Source organism: Leucobacter sp. USHLN153 (assembly GCF_037145615.1).
Lineage (GTDB): Bacteria > Actinomycetota > Actinomycetes > Actinomycetales > Microbacteriaceae > Leucobacter.
Genome location: NZ_JBBCXE010000002.1, coordinates 226,835 through 241,060 on the forward strand (window position 1 = coordinate 226,835; position 14,226 = coordinate 241,060).

The 14,226-nt window shown below is 68.9% G+C and carries 13 protein-coding genes and 3 tRNA genes; 2 read left to right on the top strand and 14 right to left on the bottom strand.

The genetic code is table 11. The features are described from left to right. Position 1: 1 nt before the first annotated feature. Both WFH00_RS04215 and WFH00_RS04220 read left to right on the top strand, forming a co-directional pair. Complete coding sequence (locus WFH00_RS04215) at positions 2-613, top strand: hypothetical protein (protein WP_336659379.1); 612 nt, start codon at positions 2-4, stop codon at positions 611-613. 4 nt (positions 614-617) lie between these two features. Beyond that, positions 618-1,220, top strand: a complete 603-nt coding sequence (locus WFH00_RS04220) for a histidine phosphatase family protein (protein ID WP_336659381.1) — start codon at positions 618-620, stop codon at positions 1,218-1,220. 17 nt (positions 1,221-1,237) lie between these two features. On the opposite strand, the gene clpX is transcribed toward WFH00_RS04220, so the two are convergent. The 14 genes from clpX to recO form a co-directional block, all read right to left on the bottom strand. Next, the gene (gene clpX / locus WFH00_RS04225) at positions 1,238-2,509 is read right to left on the bottom strand and encodes an ATP-dependent Clp protease ATP-binding subunit ClpX (RefSeq protein WP_336659382.1); all 1,272 of its coding nucleotides are present in this window, start codon (positions 2,507-2,509) and stop codon (positions 1,238-1,240) included. Positions 2,510-2,622: 113 nt separating this feature from the next. Continuing rightward, positions 2,623-3,294 (bottom strand): ATP-dependent Clp protease proteolytic subunit, encoded by a 672-nt coding sequence (locus WFH00_RS04230; RefSeq protein WP_336659383.1) that lies wholly within the window; start codon positions 3,292-3,294, stop codon positions 2,623-2,625. A 27-nt stretch (positions 3,295-3,321) separates the two neighbouring features. Then, positions 3,322-3,918, bottom strand: coding sequence for an ATP-dependent Clp protease proteolytic subunit (locus WFH00_RS04235; RefSeq protein ID WP_336659384.1), 597 nt, complete (start codon positions 3,916-3,918; stop codon positions 3,322-3,324). A 133-nt stretch (positions 3,919-4,051) separates the two neighbouring features. Then, positions 4,052-5,569 (bottom strand): trigger factor, encoded by a 1,518-nt coding sequence (tig, locus tag WFH00_RS04240; RefSeq protein WP_336659385.1) that lies wholly within the window; start codon positions 5,567-5,569, stop codon positions 4,052-4,054. A gap of 56 nt (positions 5,570-5,625) precedes the next feature. After that, a tRNA-Pro gene (locus tag WFH00_RS04245) sits at positions 5,626-5,703 on the bottom strand. A 264-nt stretch (positions 5,704-5,967) separates the two neighbouring features. Beyond that, a tRNA-Gly gene (locus tag WFH00_RS04250) sits at positions 5,968-6,038 on the bottom strand. Between the two features lie 75 nt (positions 6,039-6,113). After that, positions 6,114-6,692, bottom strand: a complete 579-nt coding sequence (locus WFH00_RS04255; protein ID WP_336659386.1) for a gamma carbonic anhydrase family protein — start codon at positions 6,690-6,692, stop codon at positions 6,114-6,116. Positions 6,693-6,778: 86 nt separating this feature from the next. Further along, positions 6,779-6,851, bottom strand: a tRNA-Asn gene (locus tag WFH00_RS04260). A gap of 107 nt (positions 6,852-6,958) precedes the next feature. Next, on the bottom strand, positions 6,959-7,807 hold the full coding sequence (locus tag WFH00_RS04265; RefSeq protein ID WP_336659387.1) for an ABC transporter ATP-binding protein: 849 nt from the start codon (positions 7,805-7,807) through the stop codon (positions 6,959-6,961). 84 nt (positions 7,808-7,891) lie between these two features. Then, positions 7,892-9,901, bottom strand: a complete 2,010-nt coding sequence (dnaG, locus tag WFH00_RS04270; RefSeq protein ID WP_336659388.1) for a DNA primase — start codon at positions 9,899-9,901, stop codon at positions 7,892-7,894. A gap of 165 nt (positions 9,902-10,066) precedes the next feature. Next, a complete protein-coding gene (locus WFH00_RS04275; protein WP_336659389.1) occupies positions 10,067-11,392 on the bottom strand; it encodes a deoxyguanosinetriphosphate triphosphohydrolase in 1,326 nt (441 codons plus the stop codon). Beyond that, positions 11,337-12,557, bottom strand: coding sequence for a tRNA dihydrouridine synthase DusB (dusB, locus tag WFH00_RS04280; protein ID WP_336659390.1), 1,221 nt, complete (start codon positions 12,555-12,557; stop codon positions 11,337-11,339). The genes WFH00_RS04275 and dusB overlap by 56 nt, the downstream gene beginning before the upstream one ends. A 20-nt stretch (positions 12,558-12,577) precedes the next feature. Beyond that, positions 12,578-13,363 (bottom strand): isoprenyl transferase, encoded by a 786-nt coding sequence (locus WFH00_RS04285; protein ID WP_336659391.1) that lies wholly within the window; start codon positions 13,361-13,363, stop codon positions 12,578-12,580. 135 nt (positions 13,364-13,498) lie between these two features. Further along, on the bottom strand, positions 13,499-14,221 hold the full coding sequence (gene recO, locus WFH00_RS04290; protein ID WP_336659392.1) for a DNA repair protein RecO: 723 nt from the start codon (positions 14,219-14,221) through the stop codon (positions 13,499-13,501). Positions 14,222-14,226 lie beyond the last annotated feature (5 nt).

Here is a 14,226-nt window from a genome sequence, read left to right on the forward strand (position 1 = left end):
GATGAACGTGTGGAAAACTCACCCCGCCTTGCGCGGGTGCGCTGCTGCCGCGGCTGGAGCGATCCTTCTGGCATCGCTGACGGCCTGTGCGCCCGAGCCCGCAGCAGACGGCGGCGCGGGCTCGGACGGGAAGACTTCTTCGACGGCGGAAGGCAGCGCGGACGCATCGAGTGCACAGGCGGATCCTGACGCAGGAGCTGATAGCGCCGATGCGAACGCCCATGCAACCGCCGGGAAAGACGGAAACGGCGGGAGCAAGAGCTGGGAGGAAACCGGTGTGCCGGGCGGGGGCGACGGAAAGTCGGCGGAGGTGCCGGAGTCGTTCCCGAGCGACCGCTTCGTGATCCCCTCGGGCGCCGTCGTGGACGACGCTGGTGAGCGCTCCGAGACCGAATGGTTCATCGTGTTCCGTGCTCCTGACCGCGCTACCGGTGACTCCGTGTGGCAAGCAGTCGCGGCGCAGAGCGGTCTTGTTGCAGAGTCGTCGGAAGCCGGCGACGACGGGAGCGTCTCGACGGCCTACCGCGGGAACGGACTTGTCGCCGACGCCCTGCTCATCCCCCAGGACGATGGCACGGTGCTGTTGAGCTACGACCTTGCCGTCGCGGGTTGAGCCTATGCGTGTCGCGCTGATCCGCCACGGCCAGACGGACTGGAACCTCGCGGGCCGCATGCAGGGCCGCACCGACACGGCGTTGAATGCGACCGGGCGGGGCCAGGCTCTCGAGCTCGCTGCGCGGCTCTCGCTGCAGGGGCCGTGGCACGCCGTCGTGACGAGCCCGCTCGCGCGCGCGGCGAGCACCGCGGAACTGCTCGCGCAGCAGCTCGGAATATCCGAGGTGGTGCCGTGCGAAGGTCTCGTGGAGCGTTCGTTCGGGCACGCTGAGGGGCTCTCGCCCGACGAGGCTCGCGATCGGTGGCCGACGCGCGTCTACCCCGAGATGGAGCACCCCGACGAGACGGCGGTGCGCGGAGAACGCGCACTCGCGGCGATCGCCTCGCGCTTCCCGGGGCAGCGCGTTATCGCGGTCTCCCACGGCTCGTTCATCAGACACCTGCTGGCGCACCTCGCGGGCGTCGAGGTGCAGAGTGTGCCGCGGATCCCGAACGTCGGCGTTGCCGAGCTTGAGCGCGATTCCGACGGCGGGTGGCGCATCGAGCAGTTCGAGGGTGCGCCGTGGTCGCTGAGCGGTGCTGAGGCGGCTCCTCCGAGCGCGTAGGTGCCAGGACTACGCGCTTACGCGCTCTCGCGGCCTCCACGCGCCTGCAGCACGCGCGGCGTCGCTTCCCCCGTTACCGACTCGCGGGTCACGATGACCTTGGTGATGTCCCCGTCGGAGGGTACCTCGAACATGACCGGCCCGAGGATCCCCTCGAGGATCGCACGCAGACCGCGTGCGCCCGTCTTCCGCTCCACCGCCTGATCTGCGATCGCCTCGAGGGCCGCATCCTCGAACTCGAGGCTGACGCCGTCGAGCTCGAACATGCGCTGGTACTGCTTCACGAGCGCGTTCTTCGGCTCGGTCAGAATGCGCGTGAGGGCCTCGACGTCAAGCGGGTCGACCGTCGCGACGACTGGCAGACGCCCGATGAACTCCGGGATCAGCCCGAACTTGTGCAGATCTTCAGGCTGGACCTGCGCGAAGAGCTGGTCGTCGTTGCGCTTGCTCGACACGGGTGCCCCGAAGCCGATGCCGCCCTTGCCGAGGCGCGAGCCGATGATCTCTTCGAGACCCGCGAACGCGCCGGCGACGATGAACAGAATGTTCGTGGTGTCGAGCTGGATGAACTCCTGGTTCGGGTGCTTGCGCCCGCCCTGCGGCGGAATCGACGCAACCGTGCCCTCGAGGATCTTGAGCAGCGCCTGCTGCACGCCCTCGCCCGAAACGTCACGCGTAATCGAGGGGTTCTCGGCCTTGCGCGAGATCTTGTCGATCTCGTCGATGTAGATGATGCCGGTCTCGGCTCGCTGCACGTCGAAGTCGGCGGCCTGGAGGAGCTTCAGCAGGATGTTCTCGACGTCTTCGCCCACGTACCCAGCCTCGGTCAACGCGGTCGCGTCGGCCACCGCGAAGGGCACGCCGAGCTGTCGCGCCAGCGACTGGGCGAGATACGTCTTGCCGCAGCCGGTCGGGCCGATCAGCAGGATGTTCGACTTCGCGATCTCGACCTGCTCGGACGCCACCTCTGCGCTCGCGAGCGACGACAACGCACGTACGCGCTTGTAGTGGTTGTACACAGCGACCGCGAGCGACTGCTTCGCTCGGTCTTGCCCGATCACGTATTGGTCGAGGAAGTCGGCGATCTCACGCGGCTTGTGCAGCGTGAAGTCGGAGCTCTCGGTGGTCTGGTGCTCGGCGAGGCGCTCTTCGATGATCTCATTGCACAGCGCAACGCATTCATCGCAGATGTAGATCTGCGGACCGGCAATGAGCTGCTGAACCTGCTTCTGCGATTTTCCGCAGAATGAGCACTTCAGCAGTTCACTGCTTTCGCCGATCTTCGCCATGCGGAGCTCCTTCACCTACTCGGTCTGATCCGGTGTTTACGAGACTAGCGGGAGCCTCCGACATTGATGGGCGGCACGCCGGAGCCCCGAGGTGGCCCCGGGGCTCCGAACGATTACTGAGGAAGAACGGGCTGCGGGTTCTTCCGGCTCGTCAACACCTGATCGACGAGCCCGTACTCGAAGGCTTCCTGCGCGCTCAGGATCTTATCGCGATCGATGTCGCGATTCACTTCCTCGATGCTCCGCTTCGAGTGCTTCGAGAGCGTCTCCTCGAGCCACTCCCGCATGCGGAGGATCTCACGCGCTTGGATCTCGATGTCCGAGGCCTGGCCGTGGCCCGCCTGACCGGTCGACGGCTGGTGGATCAGCACGCGCGCGTTCGGGAGCGCGAGGCGCTTGCCGGGCGTTCCACCCGCGAGCAGCACGGCCGCAGCCGAGGCCGCCTGGCCGAGGCACACCGTCTGCACGTGCGGGCGGATGTACTGCATCGTGTCGTAGATCGCGGTCATCGCCGTGAACGATCCACCGGGCGAGTTGATGTACATCGTGATGTCGCGCTCGGGATCCTGGCTCTCGAGCACGAGGAGCTGGGCCATCACGTCGTCCGCGGACGCGTCATCGACCTGCACACCGAGGAAGATGATGCGATCCTCGAAGAGCTTCGCGTAGGGATCCTGGCGCTTGTATCCGTAGGCGGTGCGCTCCTCGAAGGAGGGCAGCACGTAGCGGGAATCGGGCATCTGCAGGCTCTGCCCGCCGGACTGCGGCATGAATGAGGTATTCATCGAATCGATTGCTTCCTGTCCGTGACGTTACTTGCTGGTTCCGCCGCCACCGACGACGTCGGCGGCCGAATCGCGGATGAAGTCGACGAAGCCGTACTCGAGCGCCTCGTCGGCGGTGAACCAGCGATCGCGGTCACCGTCCTCGTTGATCTGCTCAACGCTCTTGCCGGTCTGCGCGGCGGTGATCTCCGCCAGGCGATTCTTCATCGACGTGATGAGCTGCGCCTGCGTCTGGATGTCGCTCGCGGTACCGCCGAAGCCGCCGTGCGGCTGGTGCAGCAGCACGCGCGCGTTCGGCGTGATGTAGCGCTTGCCGCGGGTGCCGGCGGTGAGGAGGAACTGGCCCATGGACGCTGCCATGCCGATACCGACCGTGACGATGTCATTGGGGACGAACGACATCGTGTCGTAGATCGCCATGCCGGCCGTGATCGAGCCACCGGGCGAGTTGATGTAGAGGTAGATGTCCGCTTCCGGATCCTCAGCGGCGAGCAGCAGGATCTTCGCGCAGATCTCATTCGCGTTGTCGTCGCGCACCTCCGACCCGAGCCAGATGATGCGATCCTTCAGCAATCGCTCGAACACGCTGTTCGGTGGCGTCTGTTCAGCCATGCGGCGCTCCATTCGTAGTTGCTTGATTCGAGCGTACCGATTCGCTCGTCGCCCGTTCGCTCTGTTCGCCGTGGGCGCATGGGGATGAAACGCCGCGATCCCCCGCTTCACTGGGAAACGAGGGATCGCGGTGCGTGGAAGACCGTTACTTGCCGGCCTCTTCAGCCTCTGCAGCGGCCTTTTTCGCCGCGCGAGTGGCTGCGGCCTTCTTCGCTGCGGCCGAGCGAGCGGCCTTCTTGGCCTCCTCGTCGGAAGCGGCGTCGTCGGACTCGGTCTTCTTGGCGGCGGCCTTCTTGGCGGGCGCCTTCTTCGCGGAAGCCTCGGTCTCGGGCGCCTCGGCAGCGTTCTCGTCGGCGCCGCTCTCGTCGCCCGACTCGTCGTCGGAGTCGACCGCCGTGAACTCGCTCAGGTCGACGCGGTTGCCGGCCTGGTCGACGACCTCAGCCTTGGCGAGCGCGACGGCGAGTGCCTTGTTGCGGGTGACCTCGCCGAGAATGACGCCCATCTGGTTGCCCTGGCTGATCGCCTGGAGGAACTGGGTGGGCTCCATGCCGTACTGCTGAGCCGACTGGAAGATGTACTGCGAGAGCTCGTTCTGCGTGGGCGTCACGCCCTCCGCCTCGACGATCGCGTCGAGCAGGAGCTGCATCTGGATTTGCTCCTCGGCCGACTTGCGGACCTCGGCGCGGTGCTCGTCGTCCTCGAGACGTCCTTCGCTCTCGAGGTGGCGGTGCACCTCTTCCTCAACGAGCTCCTCGGAGACCGGGATACCGGCCTGCTCGATGAGGGTGGAGGTGAAGAGGTCGCGAGCCTGCTGGCCCTGCGCGAAGACCGAAGCCTTCGACGCCTGCTCCTTGAGGCTCTCGCGGAGCTCGTCGATGGTGTCGAACTCGCTCGCGAGCTGTGCGAACTCGTCGTCGGCCTCGGGCAGCTCGCGCTCCTTGACGGCGGTCAGCGTGACCTCGACCTCGGCGTCCTGGCCCTCGTACTCGCCGCCGAGCAGCTGCGAGGTGAAGGTCGTGGTCTCACCCGCGGTGAGAGTCTCGATCGCCTCGTCGGTGCCGGCGAGCAGGTTGCCCGCGCCGACCTCGTAGGAGACGCCGCTCGCCTGGTCGACCTCGTTGCCGTCGATGCGGGCGGTGAGGTCGAGCTCGACGAAATCGCCGTTCTTGGCGGGGCGGTCGACGGTGACGAGGGTGCCGAAGCGCTCGCGCAGCTTGGTCATCTCCGCCTCGACGGCGTCCTCATCAACCTCGACGTTGTCGACGGTGAGCTTCATGCCGTCGTACTTCGGGAGGGTGAAGTCGGGGCGGACCTCGACCTCGAAGACGAGAACGAGCGTGCTCTTGGGATCTTTGGCATCGGGCCACTGCTCGACGTCGGCCGTGGGGCGGCCCATCGGCTGCTCGTCGGCCTCTGCGAGTGCGGCCTGGTAGAAGTCGTCGAGCGAGGCGTTCACGGCCTCCTGCACGACGGCCTCGCGGCCGATGCGCTGATCGATGATCGGCGCGGGAACCTTGCCCTTGCGGAAGCCGGGGATGGAGACCTGCTCAGCGATGGTCTTGTACGCCTGCTTGAGGTAGGGCTCCAGCTCGTCGAGCGTGACCTCCACGCTCAGCTTGGCGCGGGTGGCAGTGAGCTTCTCAGCTGTCGTCTTCGGCAATTTGGCCTCTCATCATCGGAATGTCTGTCGGATGCCGGTTTCGGGCCGGCGGACCCTGGTCGGGGCGACAGGATTCGAACCTGCGACCTCCCGCTCCCAAAGCGGGCGCTCTAGCCAAGCTGAGCTACGCCCCGGTGAACCGGGTGTCCCGTGTGCAGGCGCGCGAACGCGCACAACCCGAGCAAGTCTAGCCGATGCGCGCCCCCACCGGCACCCGCCCACCCCCGGGAGTGGCGGGCTGGAGGGAATCGAACCCCGGCCGGCCGTTCGAAGCAACGCATCGCGTTGCACGGCCACGCCGCTGGTGGCGCTCTGCGCCGCCAGTTCCGGGTTCTCAAAGATTCCCGTCGTCCCCGACGAAGACAGCCCCCGGCCAAGGGCCAGGGGCTGTTTTTCGGAGGGGATGACGGGAATCGAACCCGCGTAATCAGTTTGGAAGACTGAGGCTCTACCATTGAGCTACATCCCCGAGCTGCTCGCAGCGCGTGGTGCCGAAGCACCTCGTCGAGCATACTGCATGCGGCTCGCTCGCACGAACCGATGGTCAGTCGTCGCGTGTCGCGTCGCGATGGTGCTGCGTGGTGGTGAGGTAGCGCTCGGAGTTGAGGCGCACGGCTTCGCGATCGTCGTCGCGGAGTTCACGTACGACGCGGCCGGGTACGCCGACGACGAGCGAGTGGGGTGGCACGACCATCCCCTGCGGCACGACGGCACCGGCGGCGACGAGGCTTCCCTCGCCCACGACCGCGCCGGTGAGCACAGTGGAGTGCATGCCGATCAGGCATCCGTTCTCGACGGTCGCGCCGTGCACGACCGCGAGGTGCCCGACCGACACGTCGTCGCCGATCACGGCGGCGTCCCCGCGCTGCGTGTGCACGACCGCGCCGTCCTGAATGTTCGAGCGGGCCCCGATGCGCACGGCGTCGGAGTCGCCGCGCACCACGGCGTTGTACCAGATGCTCGTATCGGCTCCGATGCGCACGTTGCCGACGACGACCGCGCCGGGCGCGATCCACGCGCTCGCGTCGATCTCGGGCGCGCCGTATGCGGGCACCGCGATCACGCGTCCGTGCGCGTCACAGGCCGTCGGCGGCGTAGGCGTGCTGCTCTCGCGATCCACCATTGATTCCTCCGATCAGAGGGCGCACCGCGCATCGAGCCGCGGACGCAACGAAAAAGCCCCTACCGAAATGGTAAGGGCTTTGCTCGCTCCCCCGGCTGGGCTCGAACCAGCGACATCCTGATTAACAGTCAAGCGCTCTGCCAACTGAGCTACAGGGGATCATTGCCTCAGCAACCCCATAAGGTTAGCAAGGGCCATTCGAGCAGTGCAAATCGGCCGGACCCGGGCGATTCTCGCGGGCGCTCCCCCGAATTGCCCGCCGCGCGCTACTCGTCGGCGACCTCGTCGTAGGCGGTCGCCCGCAGCGCCTGGGCGAGCCGCTGCACGTAGCCGTGATCCGCATCCCGGAAGATCTCGTTGATGTCGCCGCGGCCGACGAGACGCCCCTGCTGCATGACGAGCACCTCCTGCACGAGCGCCTCGAGCATGCCGATGTCGTGGCTGATGAGCAACATGCTCGCGTTCGTGCGTTCGCGGTACCAGCGCAGCAGTTCCACGATCTTCGGGCGGTTATTGGCATCGACTCCGAGCGTCGGTTCGTCGACGATGAGCAGCGTCGGGTCGAGCATGAGCGAGCGGATCACCGCGACTCTCTGGCGCTGGCCCTTCGAGAGTTCGTACGGGTACTCCTGCAGCTTCGCGAGCGGCAGTGCGACGATGTCCATCATCTCAGCGATGCGCTCCCCGAGCGACCCGCGGTCGAAGCGCTTGGTGCGCTCGGTGATCGGTTCGAAGAGGATGTCACCGACGTTGAGCTCGGGAGAGAGCGTCGCGCCCGCGTCTTGCGAGAGGTGGCCGACGTGCGCGGTAAGGCGGGCCCGTGTGCGCCGCCCGACGCCCTGCATGGGGACCCCGAGCACGCTCGCTTCGCCACCGCTGAAGTGGATGCGGGACGCCTTGTCTCGCGCGTCGCGGCCGCGGCCCGCGAGGAACTTCGCGAGGGTTGACTTGCCGGATCCGCTCTCGCCGAGCAGCGCGACGACTTCGCCGCGCGCCACGTCGAAGCTGATGCCCTCGACGGCCTCGAACTGACGGCCGCCCGCGTGGGCCGGGTACGACAGCGAGAGATCGGAAGCGTGAATCGCCGGATCGGCTTCGATGACGGGGTGGGGCATCCTGGAGGCTCCTCGGTGTTCGCGTGCAGGGCTCTTGGAAGCCTAGGGCATGCTCGGCGCGGCTTCGGGACGCGCGGCCCTCGGCTACTCCTCCCGCAGGCTCCGTCGCGCCGCCTCGAGCGCCGCGAGCTGCTGCTGAATGCGGCGAGCGGCCGCGTCCGATGGATCGCCGATGCGCTGGTGGCGCGCGAGGAGTTCGCGCTTCAGCTCGACGAGATCGCGGTCGAGGAGGGACACGACGACGCCGCGAGCGTACGCGACGAGGTGCTCGACGCGCCGCTCGGGAATCGGCACCATCGCGAGCTCGCGGATGAGGCCCTGGTGGGTTTCCGGTGTCGCGCCGAGCACGGCCTCGAGCCAGCCCGGCGCGCCGAGCGCCGGCAGTGCAGCGGCCATCGCGTCGCGCACGACGCGCAACTCGGGATCCCACACCTGTGCCGTGACCGCCTGGTGCATGAGGTCGGTGCCGACACCCTCCGGCTGCTGCAGCATTGCCATGAGCGCGTCCCGCTCGAGCCGGGTCGTGGGGGCATTCCGCAGAGTGGAAAGGCCGATCCTTCTCGCGGTGGGCGGATCACCGAGCGTGTCTCCACCTCCCTGCCAGGGGTCGGTCGGCGCACCGGCTTCGGGCCGCGGCCCGAAGCGATCCGCACCGTTCTGCGCCGCGGGCCTCTGCGGACCCGCCGTCTGCCGAGCGCCGTATCCCACCTGCGGGCCGGCCGCGCGCTGCTGGCCGGACTGCTGCCCCGCTCCGGGCCGCCCCTGCTGCCCGCGCTTCGCCGCCTCCGCACCGCGCACCGCGTGCTGCACCTCGCCGAGCTCGACGCCGAGCATGCGGGCGAGCTCGCGTGCGTAGCCCGGGCGGATCGAGGGATCCTTGATCTCCGCGATGATCGGCGCGGCCTCGCGGAGCGCCGACACGCGTCCCTCGACGCTGTTGAGGTCGAAGCGCGCGATGGACTGGCGCAGCGCGAACTCGAAGAGCGGCACCTTGCGGGTGAAGAGCTCGCGGACGGCCTCGTCGCCGCGGTGCTGACGGAGGTCCGAGGGATCGAGCCCCTCGGGTGCGACCGCGACGTACGTTTGGGCCGTGAAGCGCTTCTCCTCGGCGAAGGCGCGGAGCGCGGCCTTCTGCCCGGCCTCATCGGGGTCGAAGGTGAACACGACCTCGGCCGCGGAGTCATCGCCCATGATGCGGCGGAGCACGGCGATGTGGTCCTTGCCGAACGCGGTGCCACAGGTCGCGACCGCGGTGTCGACCCCCGCGAGGTGGCACGCCATCACGTCGGTGTAGCCCTCGACGACGACCGCTCGCTTGCCGCGCGAGATCGCCTTCTTCGCGAGGTCGAGCCCGTAGAGCACCTGCGACTTGTGGTAGACCGGCGTCTCGGGCGTATTCAAGTACTTCGGGCCGTTGTCGTCGTCATAGAGCTTGCGGGCGCCGAAGCCGAGCGTCTGGCCGCTGGTGTCGCGGATCGGCCACACGATTCGACCTCGGAACCGGTCGTACGCGCCGCGCTGGCCCTCGGAGGCGAGCCCCGACTGCACGAGTTCCTGCGGGGTGTAGCCCTTCGCGCGCAGGTGGCCCGTCATGCCGTCCCAGCCGCGCGGGCCGTAGCCGACTCCGAAGCGCTCGCACGCCGCCGCGTCGAAACCGCGCCCCGCGAGGAACTCCCTCGCGACCGCGGCCTCCTCGCTCGCGAGCTGCTCGATGAAGAACGCGGCGGCCACCTGGTTCGCGGCGAGCAGGCGCGCGCGGTTCGGGCCGTCTTCGCGGGTGAACGAGCCCTCCTCGTAGGTGAGGACGTAGTGGGCGCGGGCGGCAAGGCGCTCGACCGTCTCGGTGAAGGTGAGGTGGTCCATGCGCTGCAGGAAGGTGAAGGCGTCACCCGACTCGCCGCAACCGAAGCAGTGGAAGTAGCCGAGCACGGGTCGCACGTGGAAGCTCGGGCTGCGCTCATCGTGGAACGGGCAGAGCCCCTTCATCGAGTCGGCGCCCGCGTTCTTCAGCGTGACGTAGTCGCCGACCAGCTCGGCCAGATTCGTGCGGCGCTTCACCTCTTCGATGTCGCTCGCGCGGATCCGGCCTGCCATGAGCGAGAGTCTACTGCCGCGGGCGGCCCGTCCGTCCCCACCCTCCGCACCCTTGGGATCGGGGTAAGTTGCTGCGCGTGTCGAGGGCGGAGTTGCGCCGACACGCTACGAAAGTTACCCCGATCCCAGGGGCGGGCGGGGTGGGGGCGCGGGCGCTGCGGCGCGTCAGACGAGCGGGACGTCGCAGAGGCGCTTGTGCCACGCGATCGCCGACTGGTCGGTGAGCGAGGCGACCTGATCCACAACCGCGCGCTTGCGCCCCGCGTCATCGCCCGCGGCGCGGAAGTCCGCGGCGAACGCCGGTTCGAGCTCGCTCTCCCCCGACTCCCACAGCACCTCGAGCAGCTCCTCGAGCAGTTCGCGCTGCCGGCGGTACGTCGGCTGGCGACGCCCACTCGCCATGACGAACGCGGCGACGATCCCCTTGAGCACCGCGATCTCCGCGCGGATCTCGCGGGGCACGATGATCGCGGCCCCGTAGCGCGCGAGCGGCGCGCCGTCGGCCTCCTCGAGCGTCGCTGCGATCGAACCGCGCGCGAAGTGGCCGATCATGTCGCTCGTGAAGTTCTTCAGCTGCGCCTGGTGCGCGCGGGTACCATCCCAGCGCGTCAGCCAGTTCGGCGTCTCGGCGATCCGGTCGTACGCCGCGCCGAGTTCGTCGCTCGTGAACGATCCACCAGCCCACTCGGAGACGTCGCGGATCAGCGAGTCGTGACCCGACCTCGACGTCAGAATCTCGGGATCGATGAAGCCGCTCACCACGGCGTCCTCGAAGTCGTGCACGGAGTAGGCGACGTCGTCCGAGAGGTCCATCGCCTGCGCTTCGGCGCACTTCAGGCGGTCGGGCGCGCCCCGCCGCAGCCACGCGAAGACCGGCTCGTCGTCGGCGAAGTAGCCGAACTTCGCGCTCCCGGGCTCGGCCTCCTCGAGGCTCCACGGGTACTTGCAGCTCGCATCGAGCGTCGCGCGGGTGAGGTTCAGCCCCACGCTCTCTCCCGCGTCGGTAAAGCGCTTCGGCTCGAGCCGCGCGAGCACGCGCAGGGTCTGCGCGTTGCCCTCGAAGCCGCCCGCGTCGGCGGCCCAATCGTTCAGGGCGCGCTCACCGTTGTGCCCGAACGGCGGGTGCCCGAGGTCGTGCGCGAGGCACGCCGTGTCGACAACATCCTGGGCGAGGTGCAACGCCACCGCGAGCTCGCGCCCGATCTGCGCGACCTCGAGCGAGTGCGTCAGCCGGTTGCGCGCGAAGTCGATGCCCGCGGTGGGGCTGAGCACCTGCGTCTTCGCGGCGAGCCGGCGCCAGCCGCTCGAGTGGAGCACGCGGGCGCGGTCGCGCGCGAAATCGCTGCGCCCGCCGCCGTGGGTTTCGGGTACGAGTCGCTCGGCGTCCGCCGGGCCGTAGCCCGCGGGGAGGCTCGGCTGCGCGAGCGAGCCTCGCTCACCCACCGGAGTCGTCTCGCTCGGCCTCAGCGAGGTCGGCGTAGTCGATTCCATCGCTCGTGCGGCTCTCGAGCCAGCGATCCGGCAGTACGACGCGCTTCGGGCTGCCCGCCCGCCCGCGCTGCCCCTCCGCGCCCTCTCCGGGGTACGGCAGCGAGGCGTCCATCGTCGCGAAGATTTCGTCCATCTGCTCGAGCGACTCGACCGCGGCCAGGGCGCGGCGGGTGTCGCCACCGACGCCGTAGCCCTTGAAGTACCAGGCGACGTGCTTGCGGATGTCGCGGCACGCGTGCGGCTCGTCATCGTCGTAGAACTCCACGAGCAACTCGGTGTGGCGGCGCATCGCGTCCATGACGAAGCCGAGCGGCGGCTTCGCGATTGCGTCCTCCGCCTCCTCCAACGAGATCTCGCCGGCCTCGGCGCGGAACGCCGCAGCGAGGTCGCCGAACAGCCAGGGCCGCCCGAGGCAGCCGCGGCCGACCACGACGCCGTCGCAGCCCGTCTCGCGCACCATGCGGATCGCGTCCTGCGCCGCCCAGATGTCGCCATTGCCGAGCACCGGCACGCTCGTGATCGTCTCCTTGAGCGTCGCGATCGAGTTCCAGTCGGCGTGACCCGAGTAGAACTGGTTCGCGGTGCGCCCGTGCAGCGCGATCGCGGCGACCCCCGCGCCCTCAGCGGCACGCGCCGCGTCGAGGTACGTCAGGTGATCCTCATCGATGCCCTTGCGCATCTTCACCGTGAGCGGAATATCGCCCGCGGCCCGGACGGCACCCTCGACGATCGCCCTGAACAGGTCGCTCTTCCACGGCAGCGCGGATCCGCCGCCCTTGCGGGTGACCTTGGGAACCGGGCAACCGAAGTTCAGGTCGATGTGGTCGGCGAGATCTTGGTCGACGAGGAACCGCACGGCCTCCGAAACCGTCTTCGGGTCGACGCCGTAGAGCTGGATCGACCGGGGCGTCTCGCTCTCGTGGTGCTTGATGAGGCGGAGCGATGCGGGAGTGCGCTCGACGAGGGCGCGGCTCGTGATCATCTCGCTCACGTACAGGCCGGCGCCGTATTCGCGGCACAGCCGTCGGAAGGCGGTGTTCGTGATGCCGGCCATCGGCGCGAGCACGACGGGCACGGCGAGTTCGAGCGATCCGATGCGAAGGCTGGGCTGCGGCTGGGCCGCGCCGCGCGGTGGCGCTGCGGGATCGAGAGTCTGGGAAGTCATATCCCGACTATTCTCGCAGATCAGGATCCGGTGGGCGTGTCGACTGCGCCCCCGAAGCGACGATCGCGCTCGTGGTAGATGCGGATCGCCTCCCACAGCTCCTTGCGGCCGAAGTCGGGCCACAGGGTGTCGAGGAACACCATCTCGGCGTAGGCCGACTGCCACAGCATGAAGTTGCTGGTGCGCTGCTCCCCCGAGCTGCGGAGGAACAGGTCGACGTCGGGCAGCTCGGGCACGTAGAGGTGCCGCTCGATCGTGCGCTCGGTGATGCCGTTCGGGGAGAGCCGGCCCGCTTTGACGTCGGCGGCAATGGCGCGCACGGCGTCGGTGATCTCGTTGCGGCCACCGTAGTTGACGCACATGGTCAGGGTCAGGCCGGTGTTTGTGGCGGTCGCGCGTTCCGACGCCTGCAGCTCGCTGATCACGGAGCCCCACAGCTTCGGCCGGCGGCCCGCCCAGCGCATCCGGACGTTCCAGGAGTCGAGCTGGGCGCGGCGGCGGCGCAGCACGTCGCGGTTGAAGCCCATGAGAAAGCGCACCTCGTCGGGTGAGCGCCGCCAGTTCTCCGTCGAGAACGCGTAGACGCTGAGGTGGCCCACGCCCGCCTGGATCGCGCCGGCGACCACGTCGAGCAGCGCCTGCTCCCCCATGCGGTGCCCCTCGACGCGGGGCAGCCCTCGTCGGTTCGCCCATCGCCCGTTGCCGTCCATCACAATCGCGACGTGCTTCGGGGCGGGGCCCGCGAACTTCGGCGGATGCTCGCCGGTCCAGTCGACCGGCACGAGCGTCGAGGGCGCTTGGTGCATGCCTGCCAGTGTAGGGCGGCCGAGGGGCGGGCGGATCGCGAAGCGCCGTTCCTGCGCAGCGCTCAGGCGCGGGGCGGGCTGCCGGCGGATCGCTGAGCGCCGTTCCTGCGCAGTCGTCAGGCGCGCTGCGTAGCGTTACGCCCGGGGCGCGCTGAACGAGCGCAGCCCGCGCTCGAGGTGGAACTGCGTGTACGCGGCCGCGATCCCGGCCGCCTGGCCCCGCTCCCGCTCGCTCGTGTCGACCGAGCGATCCCAGTCACCCGCGAGGAGCGCTTGGAGCAGCTCGATGCTGCCGGGATCGAGGCGGGGCGACCCTGGGATGCGGCACGCCTCGCACACGACGCCGCCGAGCTGAACCGCGACCGCGGTGTGCGGGCCGGGGGCACCGCACCGCACGCAGTCGGTGAAGCCCGGGGTCCAGCCCGCGATCGACAGCGCTCGGAGCAGGTAGCCGTCGCGCACGAGCTCGGGCGGTAGCTTTCCGGCAGCGAGTGTGCGGAGCGCGCCGACGAGCAGCGCGTAGAGTTCCCGCGACGGGTCACCCTCGGCGAGGCGTTCGGCGGTCTCGACGATCACGCTGCCCGCGCGATATCGGTCATAGTCCGCGCTGATCGGCGGGCCGTAGGCGCCGAGCGTCACGGCCTGCGTGATCGTGTCGAGGCTGCGGCCCTCGTAGCACTGGAGGTCGGCGACCATGAACGGCTCGAGCCGTGCGCCGAACTTCGACGAGGTGCGGCGCACGCCCTTCGCGACGGCGCGCAGCAACCCGCGCTGCTGCGCGAGCAGCGTAACGATGCGGTCGGCCTCACCCAGCTTCTGGGTGCGGATCACGACACCTTGTTCGCGGTACAGGGGCACGCTTC

Excerpts from the sequence above, each read along its gene's own strand:
- WFH00_RS04275 (WP_336659389.1), bottom strand. The coding sequence starts at position 11,392 with ATGGAATCGACTACGCCGACCTCGCTGAGGCCGAGCGAGACGACTCCG.
- dnaG (WP_336659388.1), bottom strand. The coding sequence starts at position 9,901 with ATGGCAGGCCGGATCCGCGCGAGCGACATCGAAGAGGTGAAGCGCCGC.
- clpX (WP_336659382.1), bottom strand. The coding sequence starts at position 2,509 with ATGGCGAAGATCGGCGAAAGCAGTGAACTGCTGAAGTGCTCATTCTGC.
- WFH00_RS04215 (WP_336659379.1), top strand. The coding sequence starts at position 2 with ATGAACGTGTGGAAAACTCACCCCGCCTTGCGCGGGTGCGCTGCTGCC.
- WFH00_RS04265 (WP_336659387.1), bottom strand. The coding sequence starts at position 7,807 with ATGCCCCACCCCGTCATCGAAGCCGATCCGGCGATTCACGCTTCCGAT.
- WFH00_RS04235 (WP_336659384.1), bottom strand. The coding sequence starts at position 3,918 with ATGGAGCGCCGCATGGCTGAACAGACGCCACCGAACAGCGTGTTCGAG.
- WFH00_RS04285 (WP_336659391.1), bottom strand. The coding sequence starts at position 13,363 with ATGCACCAAGCGCCCTCGACGCTCGTGCCGGTCGACTGGACCGGCGAG.
- WFH00_RS04255 (WP_336659386.1), bottom strand. The coding sequence starts at position 6,692 with ATGGTGGATCGCGAGAGCAGCACGCCTACGCCGCCGACGGCCTGTGAC.
- WFH00_RS04220 (WP_336659381.1), top strand. The coding sequence starts at position 618 with ATGCGTGTCGCGCTGATCCGCCACGGCCAGACGGACTGGAACCTCGCG.
- dusB (WP_336659390.1), bottom strand. The coding sequence starts at position 12,557 with ATGACTTCCCAGACTCTCGATCCCGCAGCGCCACCGCGCGGCGCGGCC.
- WFH00_RS04230 (WP_336659383.1), bottom strand. The coding sequence starts at position 3,294 with ATGAATACCTCATTCATGCCGCAGTCCGGCGGGCAGAGCCTGCAGATG.